This window comes from Amylibacter marinus (assembly GCF_030160015.1).
Classification (GTDB): domain Bacteria; phylum Pseudomonadota; class Alphaproteobacteria; order Rhodobacterales; family Rhodobacteraceae; genus Amylibacter; species Amylibacter marinus.
On sequence record NZ_BSNN01000001.1, the window covers coordinates 22722 to 44915 of the forward strand.

Below are 22194 nucleotides of genomic sequence, written 5' to 3' on the forward strand. Positions count from 1 at the left end.
TTACATATAAACACACGCATTGGAGTACGTGAATTGACAGCCAAGGTGAAAGCGCCTGCCGAAAATACCAAAACTGTTCCAGAAGCAGTTATTGCATTTCCAGATAATCGCCTGCTTATTGATTTATGCGGTGAATTTGACAAAAACCTGACCCAAGTTGAAACCGCTCTAGCCAGTCAAATCATTCGCCGTGGTAACGAACTAGCTGTTATTGGGGATGAGGACAGCGTCCAAAAAACCATTGATGTGGTTCGCGCAATGTATTTGCGCCTAGAACAAGGCAAAGACCTAGGGCCGGGCGATATCGATGCGATATTGCGGTTTGGAAATTCGGCGGATGGCACGGGCGCGCGTGATGGCGATCAGATTGAAATGTTCAAAGCGGGTGGGGTAGAATTCCGTACCCGTAAAAAAACAGTAGAGCCGCGTAGTCCAACCCAAAAGGCGTATATGGAGTTGCTGGGTGAGCACGAGCTGGTCTTTGGCCTTGGACCTGCGGGCACCGGCAAGACCTATATTGCGGTGGCGGCGGCGGTTTCCTTGTTTATTGAAGGCATGGTGGATAAAATCATTTTGTCGCGCCCAGCGGTCGAGGCTGGGGAGCGGTTGGGGTTTCTTCCAGGTGACATGAAGGAAAAGGTCGATCCCTACATGCAACCCCTTTATGATGCGCTGAATGATTTTTTGCCAGCCAAACAGCTGGAACGCTTGATCGAGGAAAAGAAAATCGAGATAGCCCCGCTGGCCTTTATGCGTGGGCGAACCTTGGCAAATGCCTATGTGGTATTGGACGAAGCACAAAATGCCACGACAATGCAGATGAAAATGTTTCTGACGCGTCTTGGCGAAGGCTCGCGGATGGCAATTACCGGTGACGTGTCGCAAATAGATTTGCCGCGGGGTGTGAAATCAGGTCTTGTTGAGGCCCGTGATGTTCTGCAGGATGTCGAGGGCATTGGGTTTGTTAAATTCAGTGCTGGCGATGTGGTACGTCATCCGATGGTCGCAAAAATCATTCGTGCATATGATGCTAAATACAGCCAAGATGACTAATTCTGTTGAAGTTATTCTAGAGGATTCGCGCTGGGCACAGAGCGAACTTGACACACTTGCGCTGGGCGCATTTGATATCGTACTAAGGGATATCGGGTTGGCTGGGGGCTGGCACGTCAATGTTCTAGCCTGTGATGATGCCAAAATCCAACAGCTGAATGCGGATCATCGCCGCAAGGATGCAGCCACAAATGTTCTGTCATGGCCGAATGAAGAACTAGCCCCGGAAGCTCCTGGTGGGGTTCCAGATTTGCCGACGGTGAATGTATTCGGTGAAAACGAGTTGGGGGATATCGCAGTATCATTTGAGACCTGTCGCAAAGAGGCGCAGGCCAAGGGTATTTCGATGCGCGATCATGTAACTCATTTGCTGATCCATGGGTATTTGCATCTGTTGGGATATGATCACGAAACTGATGCGGATGCCACACTTATGGAAGGCAAAGAGATATTGCTTCTTGAAACTCTGGGTATATCAGACCCATATAGGGAAGATAAACCATAGCCAAACCTTGGAAAGGACCAATGGGCGACACAACTGACGGGTCTTCTATCGCGGCGCAAAGCGCGCAATTGACCTCTGAAAACAAATCAAATGGCTTTTTCCGCAGATTGTTCAAATCATCCGCGCAAAACAGGCCGCAGGCACTCCCCCCCTTAAATTCCTCACCCTCTATCGGGTTTCGCAAGCTGAAAAGTATGCGCGTAGAAGATGTGGCAATTCCGCGTGCGGATATTGTCTCTGCTGCTTCTGATATGGCCCTGTCCGATATTATCGCGGAATTTTCCAAAAGCGGGTATTCTCGCCTGCCGATTTATAGCGATAACTTGGATAACCCTGTAGGTATGGTGCATCTCAAGGACATCGCCTTAAAATATGGATTTAATGGCAAGGGTCGCAGTTTCAGCATCGAGAAACTGTTGCGCCCCGTTTTGTTCGTTCCACCGTCTATGCCCTTGGATGTCTTGTTGCAAAAAATGCAGACCGAGCGCACCCATCTGGCCTTGGTCGTGGATGAATATGGCGGCGTGGATGGATTGGTAAGCATCGAGGATCTGATCGAGCAATTGGTTGGGGATATATCTGATGAGCATGATGTTCAAGATGTCGCGGAGTGGGTGGAAACAGATCCGGGCATATATGTTTGCCAAGCCCGCGCATCACTGGCGGATTTCGAACAGGTCCTGGGGGTTGATTTGGCATCTGATACCGATGACGAAGATATTGATACCCTTGGGGGGCTTGCTTGTGTTATGACGGGGCGTGTACCTGTGCGCGGCGAGGTCATTAGCCACCCTGCAGGATATGATTTTGAAATTCTCGAAGCAGACCCACGTCGTATTAAGAAAATTCGCGTATGCAAGCGGGGGTAGGTTGCTAAATTTACACTGAGGTACGCCAGTGAACTGGAAACAACGCTTTACATTCATGGGCCTTGGTCTGGGGTTGGCTATTGGGCAAGCGCCGTTTGGCCTTAGCTTGGGCTATTTCCTTATTCTGCCATTCTTGGCCTTTGCTACCACACAGGCCCCCAGTCCCCGTATCGGGCTGGCCATTGGCTGGTGGACGGGGCTTGGATATTTCGCGCTGACGCTTTCGTGGATTGTAGAACCCTTTTTCGTGAAACCCGAGGTTCACGGCTGGATGGCGCCTTTTGCTCTTTTGTTTATGGCGGGGGGGCTTGCGTTGTTTTGGGGTATGGCATTTTATCTGTCGGTGCGCTGGTTTACCTGTGCTAAGAAACGGATAATTGGCTTGGCCATCCTGTGGGCATTTTTTGAATATTTGCGCGCTACGGTGCTAACTGGATTTCCCTGGGGGCATCTTAGCTATGCATGGTTAGGGACACCGTTTATTCAGCTGGTGTCTGTTTTCGGAATTCACGGGACTGGTCTCATTCTGATGTTGGTGGCCTTCTTGCCGGCACTATTCGGCCCACGTATGTTTGTGGGCGCTGCATATGGCGCGGCGGTGCTAGCGGTGATCGCAGGGTGGGGTGTTTGGCGAATGCCCGCGCTTGATAACCAAGGCTTGGGCGAAACCGTGGTGCGCATTGTACAACCCAATGCACCCCAGCATTTGAAATGGCGCCGCGATATGCGCGATGTGTTTTACCGCCGCCAGCTGGGGTATACTGCAGCCAAAACCGCGCGCCGGCCCGATATCGTGATTTGGCCAGAAACGGCATTGCCCTTTGTTATGCAGGATGAACTGCCCGCGCTGAAAGAGATTTCCAACGCTACGGGGCCGGAGACATCGTATATTTCTGGCATTGTGCGCAATCAAGGGGATGCGCATTTCAATTCTCTTATCTATGTCGATCCGCGCGGCGGGATGAATGCAATCTACGATAAACATCATCTTGTGCCTTTTGGTGAGTATTTCCCGATGGCGAGATTTTTTGAACGTTTCGGCCTTGCGGGCCTAACAGAACAGGCCGGCAGCTTTCAGGGGGGGGCTGGCCCACAGTTAATTGCGGGGCGCAATGTGCCCGATTTCCTGGCACTTATTTGCTACGAGGCTATTTTCCCCAGCTATGCCCACAGTCCGGGTAAACGCCCCAAATGGCTGGTTCACATCACTAATGATGCATGGTTTGGAACCATCAGCGGGCCTTACCAGCATCTTGCACAGTCGCGCGTCCGTGCGATCGAACAGGGGCTGCCAATGGCGCGCTCCGCCAACACTGGTATCAGCGCCATGATTGACGCCTATGGGCGGGTCGTGGATTTCCTGCCGCTACAGCAACAGGGATACATCGATGTCGCTTTACCAGCGCCCGCAGGTAAAACTCTATATTCACGGATTGGGGATTATGGGTTCTTGGGAATACTTCTGCTGGTTGTTTTGTTTTTAGGAACCATGCGTAGCAAAACCCCAATTCTACGGGAAAGTGATTGACGCACCCGCGTACAAGACGTAACCAAACCCCATCTGTCCTTGCAACGGCTTCCTGACGCAATGACCAAAATCACTGGAGCAAACATGTCCCGCCAGAACTATCTATTCACTTCGGAATCCGTTTCCGAGGGCCACCCCGATAAAATTTGTGATCGTATATCGGATTCGATCCTTGATGCTCTTCTTTCCAACGAAGAGCTGGCGCGCGTTGCTTGTGAAACTTTCGCTACCACCAATCGTGTTGTTATTGGCGGCGAGGTTGGTCTTTCTTCTGTGCAGAAATTGCAGGAATTTATGGGCGGGGTCGAGGATATCGTGCGCGCATGTGTCCGCGATATAGGCTATCAGCAAGACGGGTTTCATTGGCAGAGCTTGGCTGTGGAAAACCATCTGCATGAACAATCTGCACATATCGCGCAAGGCGTCGATAACGACGGCGCGGGTGATCAGGGCATTATGTTTGGCTACGCAGTGGATGAAACCCCCGAGCTGATGCCCGCCCCCATCCAATATTCGCATGCGATTTTGCGCAATCTGGCCGAGGCCAGACACGCGGGTGATGTGCCGCAGCTAGGCCCAGACGCCAAGGCGCAATTATCTGTTGTGTATCGTGCGGGGTTGCCTGTTGGGGTTAGCTCTATTGTGCTGTCTACCCAGCACTTAGACGAGGGTATGTCTTCATCAGATGTGCGTGATGTGGTGGAACCCTATATCCGCAAAACCCTGCCAGAGGGTTGGATTTCGCCCGAAACGGAATGGCACGTAAACCCAACAGGAAAATTTGTAATCGGTGGCCCTGATGGGGATGCTGGCCTGACAGGGCGTAAAATCATTGTGGATACCTATGGGGGTGCCGCCCCGCATGGGGGGGGGGCGTTTTCCGGCAAAGACCCAACAAAGGTCGATCGCTCGGCGGCCTATGCGGCGCGCTATTTGGCCAAAAATGTTGTGGCGGCTGGTCTGGCCAAGCGATGCACAATTCAGCTGTCTTATGCCATTGGCGTGGCAAAGCCTCTGTCAATCTATGCGGATACACATGGTACAGGGCAGGTGCATGAGGCCGAGATTGAAAAGGCGGTGGCCCAGTCTATGGATCTGACCCCGCAGGGAATTATTCAGCACCTTAATCTGCGTCGCCCAATCTATGCACGCACCGCTGCCTATGGCCACTTTGGCCGTGCACCAGATGCGGACGGCGGGTTTTCTTGGGAAGACACTGATTTGGTAGAAACCCTGAAAAAGGCTGTTTGACCTAAGCGGCGATACTCCTTACAGAGCCACAACCGCTGTTGGGCTAGGGATCGGATTATGACAAAACGCGAAAAACATGTTTCGGGCGCCCCTAGGCGTAATTTTTATGGGCGGATCAAGGGTAAATCTCTGCATAAATCACAGCAACGCTATATGGCCGAGGATTTGGATGATCTAAAGCCTTCTGGGGTGACTTGGGCAGATAATCCTGATCGTACAGCCATTGATCCTAGGGATTGGTTTGGGGATGATCGCGAAATTTGGCTAGAGGTCGGATTTGGCGGTGGTGAGCATATGGTACACCAAGCGGGCCTTAATCCTGATGTTGGGATAATCGGATGCGAGCCCTATATAAACGGTGTTGCGATGCTGTTGGGAAAGATACGCGAATCTGGTGTTGATAATGTGGTCGTTCATCCCGGGGATGCACGGGATATGATGGACGTTCTGCCAGAGGCTTCAATTTCCCGCGCGTTTCTTCTTTATCCTGACCCATGGCCAAAGGCGCGCCATCATCGCCGTCGCTTTGTAACCCCTGAACATTTAGAGCCCTTGGCACGGTGCCTGAAACCTGGTGCTATTTTCCGTGTGGCCACAGATATCGAAGACTATGTGCGCCAGACCTTGGAAGAGGTCCACAAGAACGGTAATTTTGAGTGGTTGGCTGAAGAGGCCGACGATTGGCGCAGGCCTTGGTCTGATTGGATTTCTACCCGCTATGAACAAAAGGCCCTGCGAGAGGGGCGAACCCCGCATTATGTAACCTTCCGTCGCCTATAATCCTTGTTGCGATTTTCGGTATTCTAGCGGGGATTGCCCGTACACCCGCTCAAACTCTCGGTAAAAATTCGAACGGGTCAGAAATCCAGATTGTTCCATTATGTGTGTCGCACTGTGGCGTGTATTCACAAGTAATTGCGCGGCATGGCGCAGGCGAAAGCCATTGACGTATTGTGATACATTGATGCCTTTGGTCTGATTAATGGCTTCTGAGATCTGGCGCGTAGGGACATGCAGACGCTTTGCCAACCGATCCAATGTTAGATTGGTATCCAAATACAAATGGCTATCTTGTAAAAGTGCAGAAGCTCTCTGTTCTAACTCTGAATGCACGCTATCTACATTGGGCGCAGGTGCCGCGTGGGGCGCAGAGGTGCGCGTGAAAAACACAATTGCGGCAATCATCGATAGGGCGGAAACAAAGGAACCAACCGAGATCAAATTTATCGCTTCTTTTGATTTTCCGAGGGCAAAACTAACAGCAATACTGGTATCAAAAACAAAAGACATGAAAAGTAAAGCGGCCGCAAATAGCATACATCTGCGCAAATTTTCTAGCAGAGCTAAAGGGGCCAGTTGCAAACTATCTGGCCCACGTCTCCAAAGCCCGATCAGCAACGCACAATAGGTCAGGTAACTCAGGCCGATCATTAAATCATAGGTGGTTCGAATGTTCGCAATGAAAAGCGGAACTATCCCAAGGATGAAAGGTATGCCCAAATGGGCGACACCAACTTGGCGCATGTGTTTCGGGCCACAGCCCAACGCGCGAAATCCCAGATAGATACAAGGGCCAACAAATAGCGGAATTATTGGCTGTACATAGGCAAGAAAGTCAATCCGGTACCCGAAACGTAGGCCAACCGCCAAGGTGCCTGCGGTCAAAAAACCAAATGCAGCGGTAAAAAAGAACCGCGCTAGGTGATTCTGTAAATTGATGCGCCAGATCATTACGCAGGCAACCAATGCCAAGATAAAGGTTAGGATCGGTAGCGGAAGTTCTAACAAGCTGGTTTCTTTCGTGTTCTTAAATACACCTTAGGTGTCCTATATTCTGTTTTGGCTGTCCTGAAACGCAATGTAGGACAGGATATTTGGCTCATGTGGTTGTTTTTATTGCTCTTTTATCTGATTTCTGTCTCATCAACTTTTCGGAGATTACCCCATGAGATATCAAACACCAATATCAATCCTATTATCATTTATGATTGCTGCCCCTGCGGCTATTGCTCAGGATTACCAAACTGGCATGAAAGAGCTGGTAATCCTTGAGAAGGATGGTACGCGTCACCTAAACGGGTTTTTATGGTACCCGACAACAGAAGTCGAAAATCCAGTTCCTGCACATGGAAATGTGGTATGGGAGCCGATTTCGGTGATACCAGATGCACCATTAACAACTGAAACGCACCCTTTGGTGCTGCTATCACATGGCATGTTCGGGAACGCGCGCAACCAAGCATGGCTTGCCAGTGCATTAACCAAGCAAGGTTACATTGTTGCCGCGATTGACCACCCTGGCACAAGCACGTTTAACCGCAACGCAGATCAACGGCGCTCGTTGTGGCGTAGGCCACAGGATATTTCGCGTACCCTAGATTATTTATTGGATCAGCCCGCGTTCAAATCGGTGATTGATCCTGCGCGCATCCATATGGCTGGGCATTCATTGGGTGGCTTTACGGCCGTTGCGTTGGCTGGTGGGCGATTTGACCCCGATCATTTTGATGGGTTTTGTGCTGATAACCCTGCGGATTTGGTTTGTACTATATTCGATCGTTGGAATGTTGCGAAATCTAATACAGATCGCGCAGCGATGCAGGTTGACCTGCGGGATGATCGGATTAAATCCATTGCGGTTTTTGATTTGGGAGGCACACAGACGTTTTCACCAGAAAGCCTTGGTCAAATTAGTACACCGATGATTGTTTATGGTGCGCCGCAGGATATTTCTGGCCTTGATCTAGATGTTGAATCGCGCGCACTTGTGACATCTCTTTCGCAGGATATCGTACAGTATCACGAGCCAGAGGGGCTTGCGCATTTTGATTTTCTAGGGGTCTGCACTGCGGCTGCTTTGGATATTCTAAAAGAAGAAGAGCCTGATGATATATTCGTATGCGAAGAGGGGCGCCAGGAACGCCGGGCGGCACATCAAATGATCGTCGAGAACGTGGCGCATTTTTTTGAGGATCAATCATAATTCACGAAGGATCGGGGCACGCCAATGGCGTTGCCCCGAATTCTTGTGCAGGGATTATGTCGCTCTGAACTGCGGCCATCTCGAAGGAAATAGAAAACTGCCGTGGACGGTTTTTGACGGATGGGGTACATAGACCTAAATCAAGGAGAAGATCATGGCAGGACACGGCGCCCCCATCCCAATGACAGGAAAATCCAGCGGACCGCTGAGCGGTACAGCCCATATCCCTGGGGATAAATCTGTCTCGCACAGATCACTGATACTAGGGGCCTTAGCGGTTGGTGAAACCAAAATCACAGGCCTGTTAGAGGGCCAAGACGTGCTGGATACAGGCAAGGCGATGGCATCTTTTGGGGCCACGGTTACCCGCCACGGCGAAGGCGCATGGTCTGTCCACGGTGTAGGTGTTGGTGGGTTCGCGGAACCCGAGGATGTGATCGATTGTGGGAATGCCGGTACAGGGGTGCGCCTGATTATGGGGGCAATGTCGACCTGCCCGATTACCGCAACGTTTACGGGGGATGCCAGTTTGCGGTCGCGGCCTATGGGGCGCATTACTGATCCGCTGTTGAAATTCGGCGCTACGCCCCATGGGCGAGCCAAGGGCTTGTTGCCACTAACCATGGTTGGTGCCGCCGACGCCATGGGGGTACGCTATACCTCACCACACCCATCGGCTCAGATTAAATCGGCTGTTCTGTTGGCTGGTTTAAACGCCAGAGGCGAAACCGTTCTGATCGAAAAGGAAAAGACCCGCGATCATAGCGAGCGTATGTTGCGCGGTTTTGGAGCCAATGTCGAAACCGTAGAAACCTCTGCTGGGTTTGAAATCACAGTACAAGGCCAGCCAGAGCTACAGGCCCAAACCATTGCCGTCCCGCGTGATCCGTCTTCGGCGGCTTTTCCTGTTTGTGCCGCATTGATTGTCGAAGGTTCGGAAATTCTAGTGCCCAACATTGGGTTAAATCCCACGCGGGCAGGGCTGTTTACCACATTGGTTGAAATGGGCGCCGACATCACATTTGAAAACGAACGCGAAGAGGGTGGCGAGCCGGTTGCTGATTTGCGGGTTAAGGCCAGTAATTTGGTTGGGGTCGAGGTTCCGCCAGAACGCGCCCCAAGCATGATCGACGAATACCCGATCCTATCCGCAGTTGCCAGTTTCGCCAAGGGTAAGACAATCATGCGCGGCGTGAAAGAATTGCGGGTTAAGGAATGCGATCGTATTGATGCTATGGCACGTGGGCTTGAAGCAAACGGTGTTACCATCGAGGAGGGTGAAGACTACTTAATTGTATATGGCCAAGACGGTGAAGTTGAAGGGGGGGGCACTTGTGCAACTCATCTTGATCATCGGATTGCCATGTCGTTCCTGTGCATGGGTTTGGCAACCAAGAAGCCCGTTTCGGTGGATGACACAGGTGCAATCGCCACCAGCTTTCCGATCTTTACGCCTCTTATGACAGGTCTAGGCGCTGATATCGCATGAGTTTCACCGTTGCCATAGATGGGCCCGCCGCGGCAGGTAAGGGCACGATTTCCAAGGCCGTAGCCGCACATTTTGGCTTTGCGCATCTGGATACTGGGTTGTTGTACCGCGCCGTTGGACGAAAGACATTAGGACTTGAAACTCTTTCAGAGACCACCGCGGCCCAATTGGCAGCAGAGCTAACGCCCACGGATTTAGAGCGCGACGATCTGCGCACAGTAGAGGTGGCCCAAGCCGCATCTAGGGTTGCAGCGCTCCCTGCTGTTCGCCAAGAATTGCTGGCGTTTCAAAGAGCGTTTTCAAAGCGTCCTATGGGTGCTGTGCTAGATGGGCGCGATATCGGTACTGTGATCTGCCCAGATGCAGATGTGAAGTTGTTTGTAACCGCTAGCGACGAAATTCGCGCCCGACGCAGATACGAAGAGCTAAAAAACAAGGGTGGGCGTGATAGTCTCGCCCATGTTATGGCGGCCCTAAAACAGCGCGATGCCAATGATGCTGCCCGCGATGTGGCCCCGATGGAACAAGCCGCGGATGCTATCCTGCTTGATACCACAAATATGGTGATTGACGTAGCGGTCCAGAGTGCCATCAGTGTTATTAAAAAACGAATGCAAGATCAGGGATAACTCTTTTATTTACCCGCTTAGGGTGTTCATCTAGGTGATTTCGATGCGGTACATGTTCTTGAAAGGTTTACTGATTTTGCTGATTTGGGTTTGTTTCGGCCCAGCAAGGGCGGAGCAGAGCAACCTAGTAGATGCGATGGATGCTGCCCTAGCCAATTGGGCCAAACAACACGGTGTGGCCAATACGACCATGACTGTATTTAAGAACGGAGAGCTGTTGTCGCCGACCAAGTCTGTCCCTGTAGCAAAGGAAGTTTTTGCGCTGGCGAGCTTAAGCAAATCCATCACGGGCATGTGCATTCTCGACTTGATCGAACAAAAGAAATTGCACTTTACAACGCCCCTGGGCGCAGTTTTTGGGAAACGATTGCAGGGATTGAAGCTGAACGATACCCATAATGCCAATATTACGATTGCGCAGCTGCTAACGCAAACATCTGGGTTAGGGCCTGATAGCACCCAGAGCCGTATGGGGAAATGGCTGTACAGTAAACGCGACCGCCATGAGCAGATTTCAAAACATGCATTGGGACGGGAGAGTCAGCAAGGCACGTCTGGAAAATTTCAATACAACAATGAAAACTATGCAATTCTTGGGGCGGTGATCGAAAAGGTTACAGCGCAAGGTTATATGCAGTACTGCCGTAAACAAGTGCTAGAACCGCATGGTATTTCAACAGCTGGCCTGTCTCCAAGATTTGGGGCCTATGGTGCTATGGGGGGGTGGGAAATGAGCACCGCGGATTTTGCGCGCTTTGTAATCGGGAACCTTTCATCGACATCAAAATACGCCGCCGCCCCCTTTGATACTGCTGCGGCCGCTGTTGATGGCGGGGTTTTTTACGGTGCGGGCGTATTTTTTCGCAAGAGCACGGTTGGGCATAATTTTTGGCATCATGGAGCAGTATGCCTTGGCGAACGCGAACAGGTCGGTGCATTTTTTGCATTCTGGCAAGGAAAGCTGGGCGTGGTTGTGGGTTATGATCGCTGCCCCGATTGGAATATGATGATCGAGCTTGACCAATCCTTGGCTCAGGTCGCATTTGCGCGGCAATAAACTCGATTTATTTCTGGGTGTTGGCTTGGGGCAGTGTTACTGGGTTGGATACAGTCAACTCCGCAAATAGGTTGATCTGTTGCTTGGTCAAGTGGCGCATTTCTGCGCCACTTTCAGCACTGTAATTTATTTGTGGGTCGCGGTCATGCTGGCTTTGTCCAAATGCGCTGAACAATCTTTGTCCATGCCAGCTTCCATTTTCTTTTTGGCCATAGATAGCTCTTCCATTGCCATTTCTTTCTTATCGCCCTTGGCCATTTCCACTTCTTTGCCGACCATTTCAAAGCCTTTGGCATCACATGCGATCATTTCGCCCTTGGCCATTTCGTCTTTCGCCATTGCGTCTTTTTCTTTGTCCATGGCGAATGATGCGCCAGACATTGCGGTTAAAGCGATTGCGGTGATTGTAAGTGTTTTAAGCATTGGTCTCTCCTGTTGGTTGCTTGAGCAGAGGTTTAGATTTGGGATTAGTAACGGGCAATTAACCTTTGCGTGGGGTAAAAGTGATCGTATTGTCGGGAAGTACGCTTGCAATTCTGGCCTTTACCTGCATGGAAAAATTGCCTATATCCGCCTCAATCGCCATAAGGCAGCGGGGCAATGACCCCAAAGAGTGAGCAGGGCTGGTAATCACCGGCCCTTTGTGTGTTTGTAAGTTTGCTCTGCACTGGTGATTGTAACGAAACCCAAAGACCCGTGGATGTAACCGCGCGGCCCGTAAAAATGACTGATAAGGATTAACATATATGTGCTCTAAAGCCACTATGGAGGAATTCGAAGCCCTCTTGAACGAAAGCTTCGACATCGACACACCTGATGAAGGTTCTGTTGTAAAAGGTAAAGTCATCGCAATCGAAGCTGGTCAAGCTATCATCGATGTTGGCTATAAAATGGAAGGTCGTATCGACCTTAAAGAATTCGCAAACCCAGGCCAAGCTCCTGAAATCGAAGTTGGCGACACTGTCGAGGTATTCCTTGATCGCGTTGAAAACCAACGTGGCGAAGCGGTTATCTCTCGTGAGAAAGCGCGTCGTGAAGAAGCATGGGATCGTCTGGAAAAAGCATACGAAAAAGAAGAGCGCGTTGAAGGTGCTATCTTTGGTCGTGTTAAAGGCGGCTTTACTGTTGATTTGGGCGGTGCGGTTGCGTTCTTGCCTGGTTCTCAGGTTGATGTGCGCCCCGTGCGTGATGCTGGCCCATTGATGGGCATGGCTCAGCCATTCCAAATCTTGAAAATGGACCGTCGTCGCGGAAACATCGTTGTTTCACGTCGTGCAATCCTAGAAGAATCACGTGCTGAACAGCGTGCAGAAATTGTCGGCAAATTGTCCGAGGGTGATGCGGTTGACGGTGTGGTTAAAAACATCACAGATTACGGTGCATTCGTTGATCTGGGCGGTGTTGACGGTCTGTTGCACGTAACAGACATGGCTTGGTCACGTGTGAACCACCCATCAGAAGTTCTGGCAATTGGTGAAACCATCAAGGTTCAGGTCATCAAGATCAACAAAGAGACACATCGTATTTCTTTGGGCATGAAACAATTGCAAGACGATCCATGGAATGCTGTTGCAGCGCGTTTCCCATTGGAAACAGTACACACCGGCCGTGTTACCAACATCACTGATTACGGCGCATTTGTAGAGCTGGAACCAGGCGTTGAAGGTTTGGTACACGTATCAGAAATGTCTTGGACCAAGAAAAACATCCACCCAGGCAAAATCGTTTCTACGAGCCAAGAAGTGGAAGTTATGGTTCTGGAAATCGAAATGGACAAACGTCGTGTTTCCCTTGGTCTGAAGCAAACTCAAGGCAACCCATGGGAAGGCTTCGCGAAGAACTTCCCTGAGGGTGCAGAAGTTGAAGGTGAAGTTAAGAACATCACTGAATTCGGTCTGTTCATCGGTCTTGAAGGCGAAATCGACGGCATGGTTCACTTGTCAGATTTGGCATGGGACAAGTCAGGCGAAGAAGCTTTGGGTGAATATGCCAAAGGCGATATCGTTAAGGCTGTCGTCATCGATGTGGATGCCGAAAAAGAGCGCATTTCACTATCTGTGAAAGCTCTTGAAGGTGACCCATTTGCGGATGCAATCGCTGGCGTGAAACGCGGTGCGGTTGTGACTGTAGAAGTGACATCCATTGAAGATGGTGGCATCGAAGTAGAGTACGATGGCATGAAAGCCTTCATCCGTCGCTCTGACCTATCTCGTGACCGCGCAGAGCAACGCCCAGAGCGTTTCTCAGTTGGTAACAAGATCGATGCGCGTGTAACGTCAATCGATTCGAAAACACGTAAGCTGGGTCTGTCGATCAAAGCGCGTGAAATCGCAGAAGAAAAAGAAGCTGTGGAACAGTATGGTTCTTCAGATTCTGGTGCATCTTTGGGCGATATCTTGGGCGCGGCGCTGAAAAGCAACGACTAAGATCTATCCACATTAGAACAGGGGGCGTCGCATGTCTTGCGGCGCCCTTTTTGTATTTGGGGCGCGCGCAATGTGATTCGCGGCGGAGCGCGCCAAATATAGAGGCTGGGGTATGATTTCCGCTACAGTGGAAATTTATCCGCTCAATTGCTATCTTCCATCACTAAACTGCCACAGGCACTTTGTTAATTTACGTATTTTAAAAACGATTACTTTGCAGGGGGGCTAAAATCTGCAAATATTGTCCTTGCAATTGTACCTCTGGGGAGAGCTTTGAATGATACGGTCTGAACTAGTTGATAAAATCGCGGCAGAAAATCCGCATTTGTATCAGAGAGATGTAGAACGGATCATCGAAACTATTTTCGAAGAAATCATCGAGGCTATGGCCGATGGCGATCGCGTCGAGTTACGCGGTTTCGGGTCTTTCTCTGTAAAACAACGTGATGCCCGCAAGGGCCGCAATCCGCGCACCGGCGAAGCCGTAGATGTAGAAGAGAAGTCGGTTCCATTTTATAAGACAGGAAAACTTCTGCGCGAGCGCTTGAACGGGCGCTGATTACCTCTTAGATATCAGATACCTGAAATCTTTGTTGGGGGCCGCTAAATGCGCTTCATTCGTCTGTGCTTTCTGTTGATTATATCCATTGCATTGATTGTTTTGGCTTTGGCCAATCGCGCCTTTGTCGAGCTGAACCTTTTGCCGCGCGGATTGGCCGATGCATTGGGTCTATCACAATCCATCAGCTTGCCGCTCTTTTTGGTTATCTTGATCGGGGTGTTCATCGGTCTTTTGGTGGGCTTCTTCTGGGAATATCTGCGCGAGTATAAGCACCGCAAAGAACTGGGGCGATCCAAGAAAGATCTGCGCCAACTGGAAAAAGAGGTAAAGGCGTTAAAGTCTACGAAAGATGCACCACAGGATGAAATCATCGCGCTCTTAGACAAGCATTAGGCCCAGTTTCATAAGATTTTATTTCGAATTTGAAAACCAACCCCAAAATGGGCTAAACACAGAGTCTGTCTAATTTGGGTGAATTATGCGTGTAAAAATCTGTGGATTGTCAGAACCGGCAACACTAAATGTGGCCTTGGCATCGGGTGTCTCCTATGTGGGCTTTGTGTTTTTTCCAAAATCGCCGCGCAATGTTTCGCTGGCCCAAGGGGCGGCATTGGCACAATTAGTGCCTGCGGGGCGGTGCAAGGTGGGATTGGTGGTTAACCCGTCTGATGTAGAGCTAGAGCAAATCCTAGACGCCGTTCCCTTAGATATGATTCAACTACACGGCAGCGAAACCCCCGAACGCGTCAGCGAAATCAAGGACCGATTCTCACTACCAGTTATGAAGGCCGTTGGCCTTGCTGACGAAGGCGACTTGCCTGCCTTGCAGGAATACGGCCGCGTGTGCGATCAGCTGTTGGTGGATGCGAAACCGCCGAAAAATGCCGACCTGCCGGGGGGGAATGGTTTGGCCTTTGATTGGCGCTTGATCGCGGGGCGGCGCTGGGCGGTGCCGTGGATGTTGGCCGGTGGGCTGACACCCGAGAACGTGGCGGATGCCATTCGCCTTACTGGCGCCACGCAGGTGGATGTTTCCTCTGGCGTTGAGGCTGCGGTTGGGGTTAAAGATGCAGAGTTAATATCCGATTTCATCGACGCCGCCCAAGGAGAGCCTCTAAATGGCAAATGACATGTTTAATTCCTTCATGAATGCCCCCGATGAAAAGGGTCGCTTTGGCGATTTTGGTGGGCGATTTGTTTCTGAAACGCTGATGCCGCTGATCCTTGATCTACAGGCACAGTATGAACATGCCAAAACAGATCAATCCTTTTGGGATGAGATGGATCATTTGTGGAAATATTATGTGGGCCGGCCGAGCCCACTGTATTTTGCAGATCGCATTACCGAAGAATTGGGCGGAGCGAAGGTCTACTTCAAACGCGACGAGCTGAACCACACTGGCGCGCATAAGATCAACAACGTGTTGGGCCAAATTCTATTGGCACGGCGCATGGGCAAAACGCGTATCATCGCAGAAACTGGTGCCGGACAGCACGGCGTGGCCACGGCCACAGTCTGCGCCAAATTCGGGCTGAAATGTGTGGTCTATATGGGCGCGCATGATGTCGAGCGTCAGGCGCCAAATGTGTTCCGTATGAAATTGCTAGGGGCCGAGGTCGTTCCGGTAACCTCTGGGCGCGGAACGTTGAAAGATGCGATGAATGATGCGCTGCGCGACTGGGTTACCTATGTTGACGAAACATTTTATTGCATCGGTACCGCCGCAGGCCCGCACCCATATCCCGCAATGGTGCGCGACTTCCAAAGCATCATCGGCAAAGAAACCAAACAGCAAATATTAGAGGCAGAAGGTCGCCTACCGGACAGTCTGATCGCCTGTATTGGTGGTGGCTCTAACGCCATTGGATTGTTCCATCCGTTTTTGGATGATAAAGATGTGCGCATCATTGGTGTCGAGGCTGGTGGCAAGGGTGTGAACGAGAAGATGGAGCACTGTGCCTCGCTTACGGGCGGGCGCCCTGGCGTTTTGCATGGCAACCGCACATACCTGTTACAGGATGACGATGGCCAAATCCTGGAGGGTCACTCGATTTCTGCGGGTCTTGATTATCCGGGGATTGGGCCAGAGCATTCATGGCTTCATGATATAGGTCGTGCGGAATATGTATCGGTGACAGATACCGAGGCATTGGATGCCTTTCAATTTTCATGCCGCACCGAGGGTATTATCCCGGCTCTAGAGCCCAGCCATGCCTTGGCGCATGTGCGCAAAATCGCGGGTGAATTGCCAAAGGATCATATCATGGTGATGAATATGTGCGGGCGTGGGGACAAAGACATCTTTACCGTGGCGCGTGCTCTCGGCTGGGATATGCACGAGGAATGATCACAGCTGATCTAGGATGCGATCATCATATCGGCGCTGTTCAATATACAGCATCCTTATCCGAAATTCCAAATGGTGGATCTCTGTCCTGCTAAAGCGGCGTATAGAATCCCCCTCGGGCCCATCAGCGGCATTGTTATAGTCACGCAACAGCGCATTACGTTCTCGTTCTAGATCGTCAATTTCGCGACCGATGGTATAGTATTTATACCCCAACGCATGCGAGGCGCGCAGGCTATCTAGGTCCTTGGTTGGGCACACCGGTTTCAGGCTGCGGCCCTTGGTGCCTTGGTCATAGATGTTCTCGATGGTGCAATAGGATTTTAGGCCTGTGATGCGGCCCTGCGCCCATGCGGATTGATCAACGACTATGCCGTGTTTCGAGCATATTTTTTGATAGTCATGAACATAGGATTCCGCACGCCCTTGGGCCCCATCCTGTTGCCCTCGCTCGTACCAATTGCCCTGCTCGCACCCGCGTTGGGTTATGGTGCAGCTGGTAAGGAAGCATAGGGCTGATAGGCAAGGGATGATTTTTAGCATGACAAAAGGCTAGCAAATATTGGATTGTTATCCAATATCACTGTCGATCCAGATGGTAACAGGGCCATCGTTGACCAGAGATACCGCCATATCCGCCCCAAATTCACCCGTTTGCACCGGAAGGCCCAGACCGCGCAGGTCGTCGCAAAATGTATCGTACTGCGCGCGGGCAATATCTGGCGCTGCAGCCGCGGAAAATCCTGGGCGATTGCCGCTTTTGGTATTGGCGGCCAGCGTAAATTGGCTAACCACCAGACAGCCACCGCCAATATCTGTTACGGACTTGTTCATGCGGCCCTCTGCATCTTTGAAGATGCGCAGTTTAGAGATCTTGCGGGCCAGTTTTTCGCCCTCGGCGCCTGAATCGCTGCCCATGGCGCAGACCAAGATCAGCAGACCTTGGTCAATTTCGCCAATCGTTGCGCCGTCTACCACGACACTTGCGGATTTAACCCGTTGGATTAGACAGCGCATATTTCGCCCCCTACAGTTGTTTTGCCTCATAGCTGGCGGCAATGCGTTGGATCGAGACCAAAAAGGCCGCCATACGCAGGCTGTGCACATCATCGCGTGCATGCCATACGTTGCGCATTGATTGATAGGCTGTGCGCATGGTGTCGTCCAGTCCAGAACGCACCAATTCCAGCTCGCCCGCGCCCTGAACAAACTTGTTCCTAAATTCCTCGGATACAGGCTTGCCCACCAGTCGTTCCAGCTCTTCTATAAGCAGGGCGTGACTGGCCTCTTCTTGGCGGCGTTGCATACGGCCAAAACGGATATGGCTAAGATTTTTGACCCATTCGAAATAAGAAACCGTTACACCGCCTGCATTGGCATACATGTCTGGGATAATGACAACGCCTCGTTTCTCTAGCAACTCATCCGCGCCCGCCGTTATTGGCCCGTTGGCGGCCTCGATGATCAGGTTTGCCTTGACGCGATCCGCATTGGCAACGGAAATAACGCCCTCCATTGCTGCAGGGATCAGGATATCACAGTCTTTTTCGAGCAATGCGGCCCCATCTTCTACGAATGTGCCACCGGCAAACCCCTTAACGCCACCGGTTTGCAATATGTGTTGCTTGAGCGCCTCGATATCCAGCCCATCATCGTTTTCGATCGAGCCGTTATACTCGATCACTGCGGTGATTTTTGCGTTGTCCTCTTCTTGTAGGAATTTTGCAGCGTGATATCCCACATTGCCCAGCCCTTGTACGATGATACGTTTTCCCTTCAGGGTGCCATCCAAACTGGCGGCGGCAATATCCTCTGGGTGGCGGAAGAACTCGCGTAGCGCATATTGTACGCCGCGACCGGTAGCCTCGACGCGCCCTGCAATACCACCAGCGTTCAAGGGTTTGCCGGTTACACATGCATCTGCGTTGATGTCCGTGGTGTTCATGCGGCGGTATTGGTCTGCAATCCACGCCATTTCGCGCTCGCCAGAGCCCATATCGGGGGCGGGCACGTTTTGTGAGGGGTGGATCAGATCGCGCTTTATCAGCTCGTATGCGAACCTGCGGGTGATGCGCTCCATCTCTTCGGGTTCCCAGTCGCGCGGATTAATATGCAGCCCCCCCTTTGAGCCGCCAAATGGCGCTTCGACCAATGCGCATTTATAGGACATGAGTGCTGCCAGCGCCTCGACCTCATCTTGATTAACAGATGTGGCGAAACGAATGCCGCCCTTTACCGGCTCTTTGTGCTCGGAATGTACAGATCGGTACCCAGTGAAGGTATGGATGTCGCCGCGCAGGCGCACCCCAAAACGCACCTTATAGGTCGAATTGCACACCCTGATCTTTTCCTCGAGGCCTGGAGATAGATCCAGCAAGGCAACAGCTTTGCCAAACATAATGTCAACGGAATCGCGAAAGCTGGGTTCTGGGGCTGCGGTCATAGGGGCTCCTGTGTATGATTTTCTTAGGCATTGATTAATTATTGATCAGATTGCCTGTTTTTTAATCTGTTTGTGTATAAATACCAAAACACAAAACCAATTCTAACAAAAGCGGTTTCCTTGAAAATATGGTTAATAATTCAAAGTGATTGATCAAATAGATAGCGGCCCAGATATCTGAGAAAAACTTGCTTGGCAAAGCTTGTTTCTCCCTTGACGCACCTACGTAATTCCCATATTCAGCCCACACTCTGTGGCGGGGTAGCTCAGGTGGTTAGAGCAGCGGAATCATAATCCGCGTGTCGGGGGTTCAAGTCCCTCTCCCGCTACCAAAATTTCCTTTATTTTGGGTTCTTTTGCATTGCATGGCTGGGTGTGCAGGTATCATGATAGACTACAAATATTCGCGTTCCTAAAAGGGTCGTGATGGTCGTGTGATTTAGATTTATAGCCGCCAAATAGAGAAAGTTTTATACACTAACTCAGTTGGAAAGCCGCTATTCAACGCCGATTTTAAGGTAACGTTATGTAATCCAGTCTAGCTCCTTTATTAAATTATGGAGATGGGAATATGGCGAAACTAGCTGGTACAAACAACAAAGATTCACTAACGGGCACATCAGATAACGATGAGATTCTGTCTGGTGCAGGGGATGATACCGCCATTGGTGGGGCAGGGCTTGATCGTGTAGAGGGCGAGCTGGACAGCGATGTGATCTTTGGCGGCGATGACAGCGATCTTGCAGTGGGTGATAAGGTTGGCAGCGAATGGGCGCTGGTCGATGGGGTTTGGGTCTATGACCCAACCAAGCTGTCAGCAAATGCAAAATTCGCAACCGATAGTTTTGATGATACCATCTATGGCGGTGCTGGTGACGATGTGGTTATCGGCAACGGCGGAAATGATGCGCTATACGGTGGCGAGGGCGAAGACCTTTTGAATGCTGGGCGTGGTGATGACGCGGCCTACGGTGGTGAAGGGGCCGATATCATTAATCTAGATGGCGGCGATGATTTGGCCTACGGCGGTGCGGGGGCTGATATTATTAACGGCGGCGACGGAAATGATGTGATGTACGGGGACCTTGGTGGTGCCAGTATTGCCACGGGCGGTGCGGCCTGCGCATCTAGCTTTGCGCAACATGCGGCCGCTGGTGGGTGGTCTTCGGAAACAGCGCCAGATGGTTCTGCTAGTATGACACAGATGGTAAAAACCGTTGCCGGCACTTCCTACGAGATGAGCTTTGATCTGGCGGCGAACACCGGCGGGGGCAGCTTGTCTGGCCAGATAGAGGTGGTTTGGAACGGCGAGGTGATTGCAAAAATTGATGCCTCTGCGGGTCTGGAAACCCATAACTTCACTCTAGAGGGTGTAGAAGGTGGCGCAGAGCTGACGTTTCGCTCGGTACCAGATGGAAATGCCTATACCGGCCCCGAGATCATTACCGATGGCGTGATCGATTATTATGAGAAAGAAGTCACCATCGGCGGGGAAACTGTTGATGTTGCTGCATTTGCTCCTGGGCAGGCCAGCCTGTATCAGGTGATAGATGGGCAGCTAAAGGTTTTTGATACAGCTACCAATACCTATGAGGATGCCGGAGATTCTACCGGACTAAAATTGAATGCCATTGGATTTAATGCCGAGGATGATTTGATTTATGGTATCGCCAAAAAGGCGGGTGTAGATTCACTGGGTAATCCCGTTGCAACCAAAGACATTGTCATGATGGATGCAGAAGGTAATGCCTATAGAATCGGGGATGGTCCGACGGGTGATTATGTCGGGGATTTCGACGATTCCGGTAATCTATGGACATTTAACTCTTCGATGGACCGTATTACTAAGGTCGATGTGGACAATCTTGATGCGAACGGTGACCCCATTGCCGTGAACTACGATATCGACAACAGTTTGTTCACTGGGCGCATGTACGATATAGCCTATAGTGCCAAGGAAAATTCCTTTTATGCGGTAGAAGCGCCGGCCGTAAATGGCGGAGAAGGCAAGGTTCATAAAATTGATCTATCATCCTTGGATGTTAACGGATCCCCAATGATCACCAGTATCCCAATTAGCGGCACCTTGTTCGAGGGCGCCATGGTCGATGGTATGGTTAAAGGGGCCTATGGCGCTGTGTTCCTAGATGGCGAGGGAAATTTATATGCGGGGTTGAACAAAGGTGATCATGATTTGGACGGGTCAACGGATATCAAAGGAAGCATCTACAAAATAAATGCCGATTTCGATACGGGCACTGCCTATGCCGAACATATGGCTGAAAGTCAGCTCACCGGTTCCAATGATGGTGCGGCCGACCCCAGATCTATTGATCCTTTTGCCGAGGTTGATACTGGCTCGGATATTGTGATGACCATGCCAACGATTACCCTGATGACGGGTGGCGACGATGATCTGCGCGGTGGTGCCGGTGATGACACCGCTTTTGGGGGATATGGTGATGACGTTATTCACGGGGGCGACGGCAATGATGTGGCCGAGGGTGGTGCCGGTGCGGATCGACTTTATGGTGGTGACGGCGAAGATCGTTTGGCCGGTGGTGCTGGTGATGACAAGGTTTTGGGCGGTGCCGGCAATGATATTGTCGCCGGTGGCGATGGAAAAGACTTTGTAACTGGTGGCGCGGGTGATGATTATCTATCTGGCGGGGCTGGCAATGATAAATTGGTTGGCGGTTCGGGCGAAGATATCATCGATGCAGGGGCTGGGGATGATCATATGTGGGGTGGCAATTGGTGGAAGGATGGATCATCCGACACCTTTGTCATCGCCGGTGGTGGCAAAGATATGATCCATGACTTTGAAGCGGATGCTGATCAAATTGATCTATCGGCCTATGGTTTGGAATTCAATGATCTGCAGGGACTGATGACAAACAAAGGCTGGGCCACCGAGATTGATCTAAGTGGTCTAGACGGCGGGAATCCAGGGGACAAGTTGATCATCAAATCAGTCGATCCTGATGATTTGGATGAGAGCAACTTTATCCTTTAATCGGCTTTTCCTTAGATACCATCCCGAAAGGATTC

At 51.0% G+C, this 22194-nt stretch carries 21 protein-coding genes, 1 tRNA gene and 1 riboswitch; of the genes, 17 read left to right on the top strand and 5 right to left on the bottom strand.

The annotated features are described in order from the left end of the window. The first annotated feature begins 33 nt into the window (after nt 1–33). From QQL62_RS00130 to trmB, 6 genes are all read left to right on the top strand, one after another. On the top strand, nt 34–1053 hold the full coding sequence (locus QQL62_RS00130) for a PhoH family protein (protein WP_284374928.1): 1020 nt from the start codon (nt 34–36) through the stop codon (nt 1051–1053). Next, nucleotides 1046–1558, top strand: coding sequence for an rRNA maturation RNase YbeY (gene ybeY, locus QQL62_RS00135; protein WP_284374930.1), 513 nt, complete (start codon nt 1046–1048; stop codon nt 1556–1558). Before QQL62_RS00130 ends, ybeY begins: the two co-directional genes overlap by 8 nt. 20 nt (nt 1559–1578) lie before the next feature. Continuing rightward, the gene (locus tag QQL62_RS00140) at nt 1579–2427 is read left to right on the top strand and encodes a hemolysin family protein (protein WP_284374933.1); all 849 of its coding nucleotides are present in this window, start codon (nt 1579–1581) and stop codon (nt 2425–2427) included. Between the two features lie 28 nt (nt 2428–2455). After that, on the top strand, nt 2456–3955 hold the full coding sequence (lnt, locus tag QQL62_RS00145) for an apolipoprotein N-acyltransferase (protein WP_284374934.1): 1500 nt from the start codon (nt 2456–2458) through the stop codon (nt 3953–3955). 33 nt (nt 3956–3988) lie between these two features. Further along, nucleotides 3989–4036, top strand: a riboswitch (SAM-SAH riboswitch). A gap of 3 nt (nt 4037–4039) precedes the next feature. Continuing rightward, nucleotides 4040–5206 carry a methionine adenosyltransferase gene (gene metK / locus QQL62_RS00150; RefSeq protein ID WP_284374935.1) on the top strand — a complete coding sequence of 389 codons (1167 nt, stop codon included), beginning with the start codon at nt 4040–4042 and terminating at the stop codon, nt 5204–5206. Nucleotides 5207–5263: 57 nt separating this feature from the next. Beyond that, nucleotides 5264–5986, top strand: a complete 723-nt coding sequence (gene trmB, locus QQL62_RS00155) for a tRNA (guanosine(46)-N7)-methyltransferase TrmB (RefSeq protein ID WP_284374937.1) — start codon at nt 5264–5266, stop codon at nt 5984–5986. Here trmB and QQL62_RS00160 read toward each other — a convergent pair. Next, nucleotides 5981–6994, bottom strand: coding sequence for a helix-turn-helix transcriptional regulator (locus QQL62_RS00160; protein WP_284374939.1), 1014 nt, complete (start codon nt 6992–6994; stop codon nt 5981–5983). The two genes, trmB and QQL62_RS00160, sit on opposite strands and share 6 nt — an antisense overlap. Before the next feature lie 157 nt (nt 6995–7151). Here QQL62_RS00160 and QQL62_RS00165 point away from each other — a divergent pair, with 157 nt between their 5' ends. The 4 genes from QQL62_RS00165 to QQL62_RS00180 all read left to right on the top strand — a co-directional run bounded on the left by QQL62_RS00165 (nt 7152) and on the right by QQL62_RS00180 (nt 11364). Beyond that, the gene (locus QQL62_RS00165) at nt 7152–8189 is read left to right on the top strand and encodes an alpha/beta hydrolase family protein (protein WP_284374941.1); all 1038 of its coding nucleotides are present in this window, start codon (nt 7152–7154) and stop codon (nt 8187–8189) included. A gap of 154 nt (nt 8190–8343) precedes the next feature. Continuing rightward, the gene (gene aroA / locus QQL62_RS00170) at nt 8344–9678 is read left to right on the top strand and encodes a 3-phosphoshikimate 1-carboxyvinyltransferase (RefSeq protein ID WP_284374943.1); all 1335 of its coding nucleotides are present in this window, start codon (nt 8344–8346) and stop codon (nt 9676–9678) included. Next, nucleotides 9675–10307: a (d)CMP kinase gene (cmk, locus tag QQL62_RS00175; RefSeq protein ID WP_284374946.1), complete on the top strand. Its 633-nt coding sequence runs from the start codon at nt 9675–9677 to the stop codon at nt 10305–10307. The genes aroA and cmk overlap by 4 nt, the downstream gene beginning before the upstream one ends. A gap of 43 nt (nt 10308–10350) precedes the next feature. After that, a complete protein-coding gene (locus QQL62_RS00180) occupies nt 10351–11364 on the top strand; it encodes a serine hydrolase domain-containing protein (RefSeq protein WP_284374948.1) in 1014 nt (337 codons plus the stop codon). Between the two features lie 126 nt (nt 11365–11490). On the opposite strand, the gene QQL62_RS00185 is transcribed toward QQL62_RS00180, so the two are convergent. After that, nucleotides 11491–11787, bottom strand: coding sequence for a hypothetical protein (locus QQL62_RS00185; RefSeq protein ID WP_284374950.1), 297 nt, complete (start codon nt 11785–11787; stop codon nt 11491–11493). A 323-nt stretch (nt 11788–12110) separates the two neighbouring features. Between QQL62_RS00185 and rpsA the strand changes: the two genes are divergently transcribed. From rpsA to trpB, 5 genes are all read left to right on the top strand, one after another. After that, on the top strand, nt 12111–13790 hold the full coding sequence (rpsA, locus tag QQL62_RS00190) for a 30S ribosomal protein S1 (protein WP_284374953.1): 1680 nt from the start codon (nt 12111–12113) through the stop codon (nt 13788–13790). Between the two features lie 277 nt (nt 13791–14067). Further along, nucleotides 14068–14349, top strand: a complete 282-nt coding sequence (gene ihfB / locus QQL62_RS00195) for an integration host factor subunit beta (protein ID WP_284374955.1) — start codon at nt 14068–14070, stop codon at nt 14347–14349. Nucleotides 14350–14397: 48 nt separating this feature from the next. After that, the gene (locus tag QQL62_RS00200) at nt 14398–14745 is read left to right on the top strand and encodes a LapA family protein (protein ID WP_284374957.1); all 348 of its coding nucleotides are present in this window, start codon (nt 14398–14400) and stop codon (nt 14743–14745) included. 85 nt (nt 14746–14830) lie between these two features. Next, a complete protein-coding gene (locus QQL62_RS00205; protein ID WP_284374960.1) occupies nt 14831–15481 on the top strand; it encodes a phosphoribosylanthranilate isomerase in 651 nt (216 codons plus the stop codon). Beyond that, entirely contained in the window at nt 15471–16700 is a 1230-nt protein-coding gene (trpB, locus tag QQL62_RS00210; RefSeq protein WP_284374962.1) for a tryptophan synthase subunit beta, read from the top strand. The genes QQL62_RS00205 and trpB overlap by 11 nt, the downstream gene beginning before the upstream one ends. Here trpB and QQL62_RS00215 read toward each other — a convergent pair whose 3' ends face one another. The 3 genes from QQL62_RS00215 to QQL62_RS00225 are packed head-to-tail and all read right to left on the bottom strand — an operon-like array spanning nt 16701 to nt 19143. After that, nucleotides 16701–17243 (bottom strand): DUF2799 domain-containing protein, encoded by a 543-nt coding sequence (locus tag QQL62_RS00215; RefSeq protein WP_284374964.1) that lies wholly within the window; start codon nt 17241–17243, stop codon nt 16701–16703. A 27-nt stretch (nt 17244–17270) separates the two neighbouring features. Then, nucleotides 17271–17717, bottom strand: coding sequence for a D-aminoacyl-tRNA deacylase (dtd, locus tag QQL62_RS00220; RefSeq protein ID WP_284374966.1), 447 nt, complete (start codon nt 17715–17717; stop codon nt 17271–17273). A 10-nt stretch (nt 17718–17727) separates the two neighbouring features. Then, on the bottom strand, nt 17728–19143 hold the full coding sequence (locus tag QQL62_RS00225; RefSeq protein ID WP_284374968.1) for a Glu/Leu/Phe/Val family dehydrogenase: 1416 nt from the start codon (nt 19141–19143) through the stop codon (nt 17728–17730). Between the two features lie 255 nt (nt 19144–19398). Between QQL62_RS00225 and QQL62_RS00230 the strand changes: the two genes are divergently transcribed. Together QQL62_RS00230 and QQL62_RS00235 are read left to right on the top strand one after the other, a co-directional pair. Further along, nucleotides 19399–19475: transfer RNA gene (locus QQL62_RS00230), tRNA-Met, on the top strand. 239 nt (nt 19476–19714) lie between these two features. Beyond that, on the top strand, nt 19715–22159 hold the full coding sequence (locus tag QQL62_RS00235; protein WP_284374970.1) for a calcium-binding protein: 2445 nt from the start codon (nt 19715–19717) through the stop codon (nt 22157–22159). The last annotated feature ends 35 nt before the right edge of the window (nt 22160–22194 follow it).

What these genes read in the sequence shown, in the direction of transcription:
- ybeY (WP_284374930.1), top strand. Translation starts at nt 1,046, where the DNA reads ATGACTAATTCTGTTGAAGTTATTCTAGAGGATTCGCGCTGGGCACAG.
- QQL62_RS00140 (WP_284374933.1), top strand. Translation starts at nt 1,579, where the DNA reads ATGGGCGACACAACTGACGGGTCTTCTATCGCGGCGCAAAGCGCGCAA.
- metK (WP_284374935.1), top strand. Translation starts at nt 4,040, where the DNA reads ATGTCCCGCCAGAACTATCTATTCACTTCGGAATCCGTTTCCGAGGGC.
- trmB (WP_284374937.1), top strand. Translation starts at nt 5,264, where the DNA reads ATGACAAAACGCGAAAAACATGTTTCGGGCGCCCCTAGGCGTAATTTT.
- QQL62_RS00165 (WP_284374941.1), top strand. Translation starts at nt 7,152, where the DNA reads ATGAGATATCAAACACCAATATCAATCCTATTATCATTTATGATTGCT.
- aroA (WP_284374943.1), top strand. Translation starts at nt 8,344, where the DNA reads ATGGCAGGACACGGCGCCCCCATCCCAATGACAGGAAAATCCAGCGGA.
- cmk (WP_284374946.1), top strand. Translation starts at nt 9,675, where the DNA reads ATGAGTTTCACCGTTGCCATAGATGGGCCCGCCGCGGCAGGTAAGGGC.
- QQL62_RS00180 (WP_284374948.1), top strand. Translation starts at nt 10,351, where the DNA reads ATGCGGTACATGTTCTTGAAAGGTTTACTGATTTTGCTGATTTGGGTT.
- QQL62_RS00185 (WP_284374950.1), bottom strand. Translation starts at nt 11,787, where the DNA reads ATGCTTAAAACACTTACAATCACCGCAATCGCTTTAACCGCAATGTCT.
- rpsA (WP_284374953.1), top strand. Translation starts at nt 12,111, where the DNA reads ATGTGCTCTAAAGCCACTATGGAGGAATTCGAAGCCCTCTTGAACGAA.
- ihfB (WP_284374955.1), top strand. Translation starts at nt 14,068, where the DNA reads ATGATACGGTCTGAACTAGTTGATAAAATCGCGGCAGAAAATCCGCAT.
- QQL62_RS00200 (WP_284374957.1), top strand. Translation starts at nt 14,398, where the DNA reads ATGCGCTTCATTCGTCTGTGCTTTCTGTTGATTATATCCATTGCATTG.
- QQL62_RS00205 (WP_284374960.1), top strand. Translation starts at nt 14,831, where the DNA reads ATGCGTGTAAAAATCTGTGGATTGTCAGAACCGGCAACACTAAATGTG.
- trpB (WP_284374962.1), top strand. Translation starts at nt 15,471, where the DNA reads ATGGCAAATGACATGTTTAATTCCTTCATGAATGCCCCCGATGAAAAG.
- QQL62_RS00215 (WP_284374964.1), bottom strand. Translation starts at nt 17,243, where the DNA reads ATGCTAAAAATCATCCCTTGCCTATCAGCCCTATGCTTCCTTACCAGC.
- dtd (WP_284374966.1), bottom strand. Translation starts at nt 17,717, where the DNA reads ATGCGCTGTCTAATCCAACGGGTTAAATCCGCAAGTGTCGTGGTAGAC.
- QQL62_RS00225 (WP_284374968.1), bottom strand. Translation starts at nt 19,143, where the DNA reads ATGACCGCAGCCCCAGAACCCAGCTTTCGCGATTCCGTTGACATTATG.
- QQL62_RS00235 (WP_284374970.1), top strand. Translation starts at nt 19,715, where the DNA reads ATGGCGAAACTAGCTGGTACAAACAACAAAGATTCACTAACGGGCACA.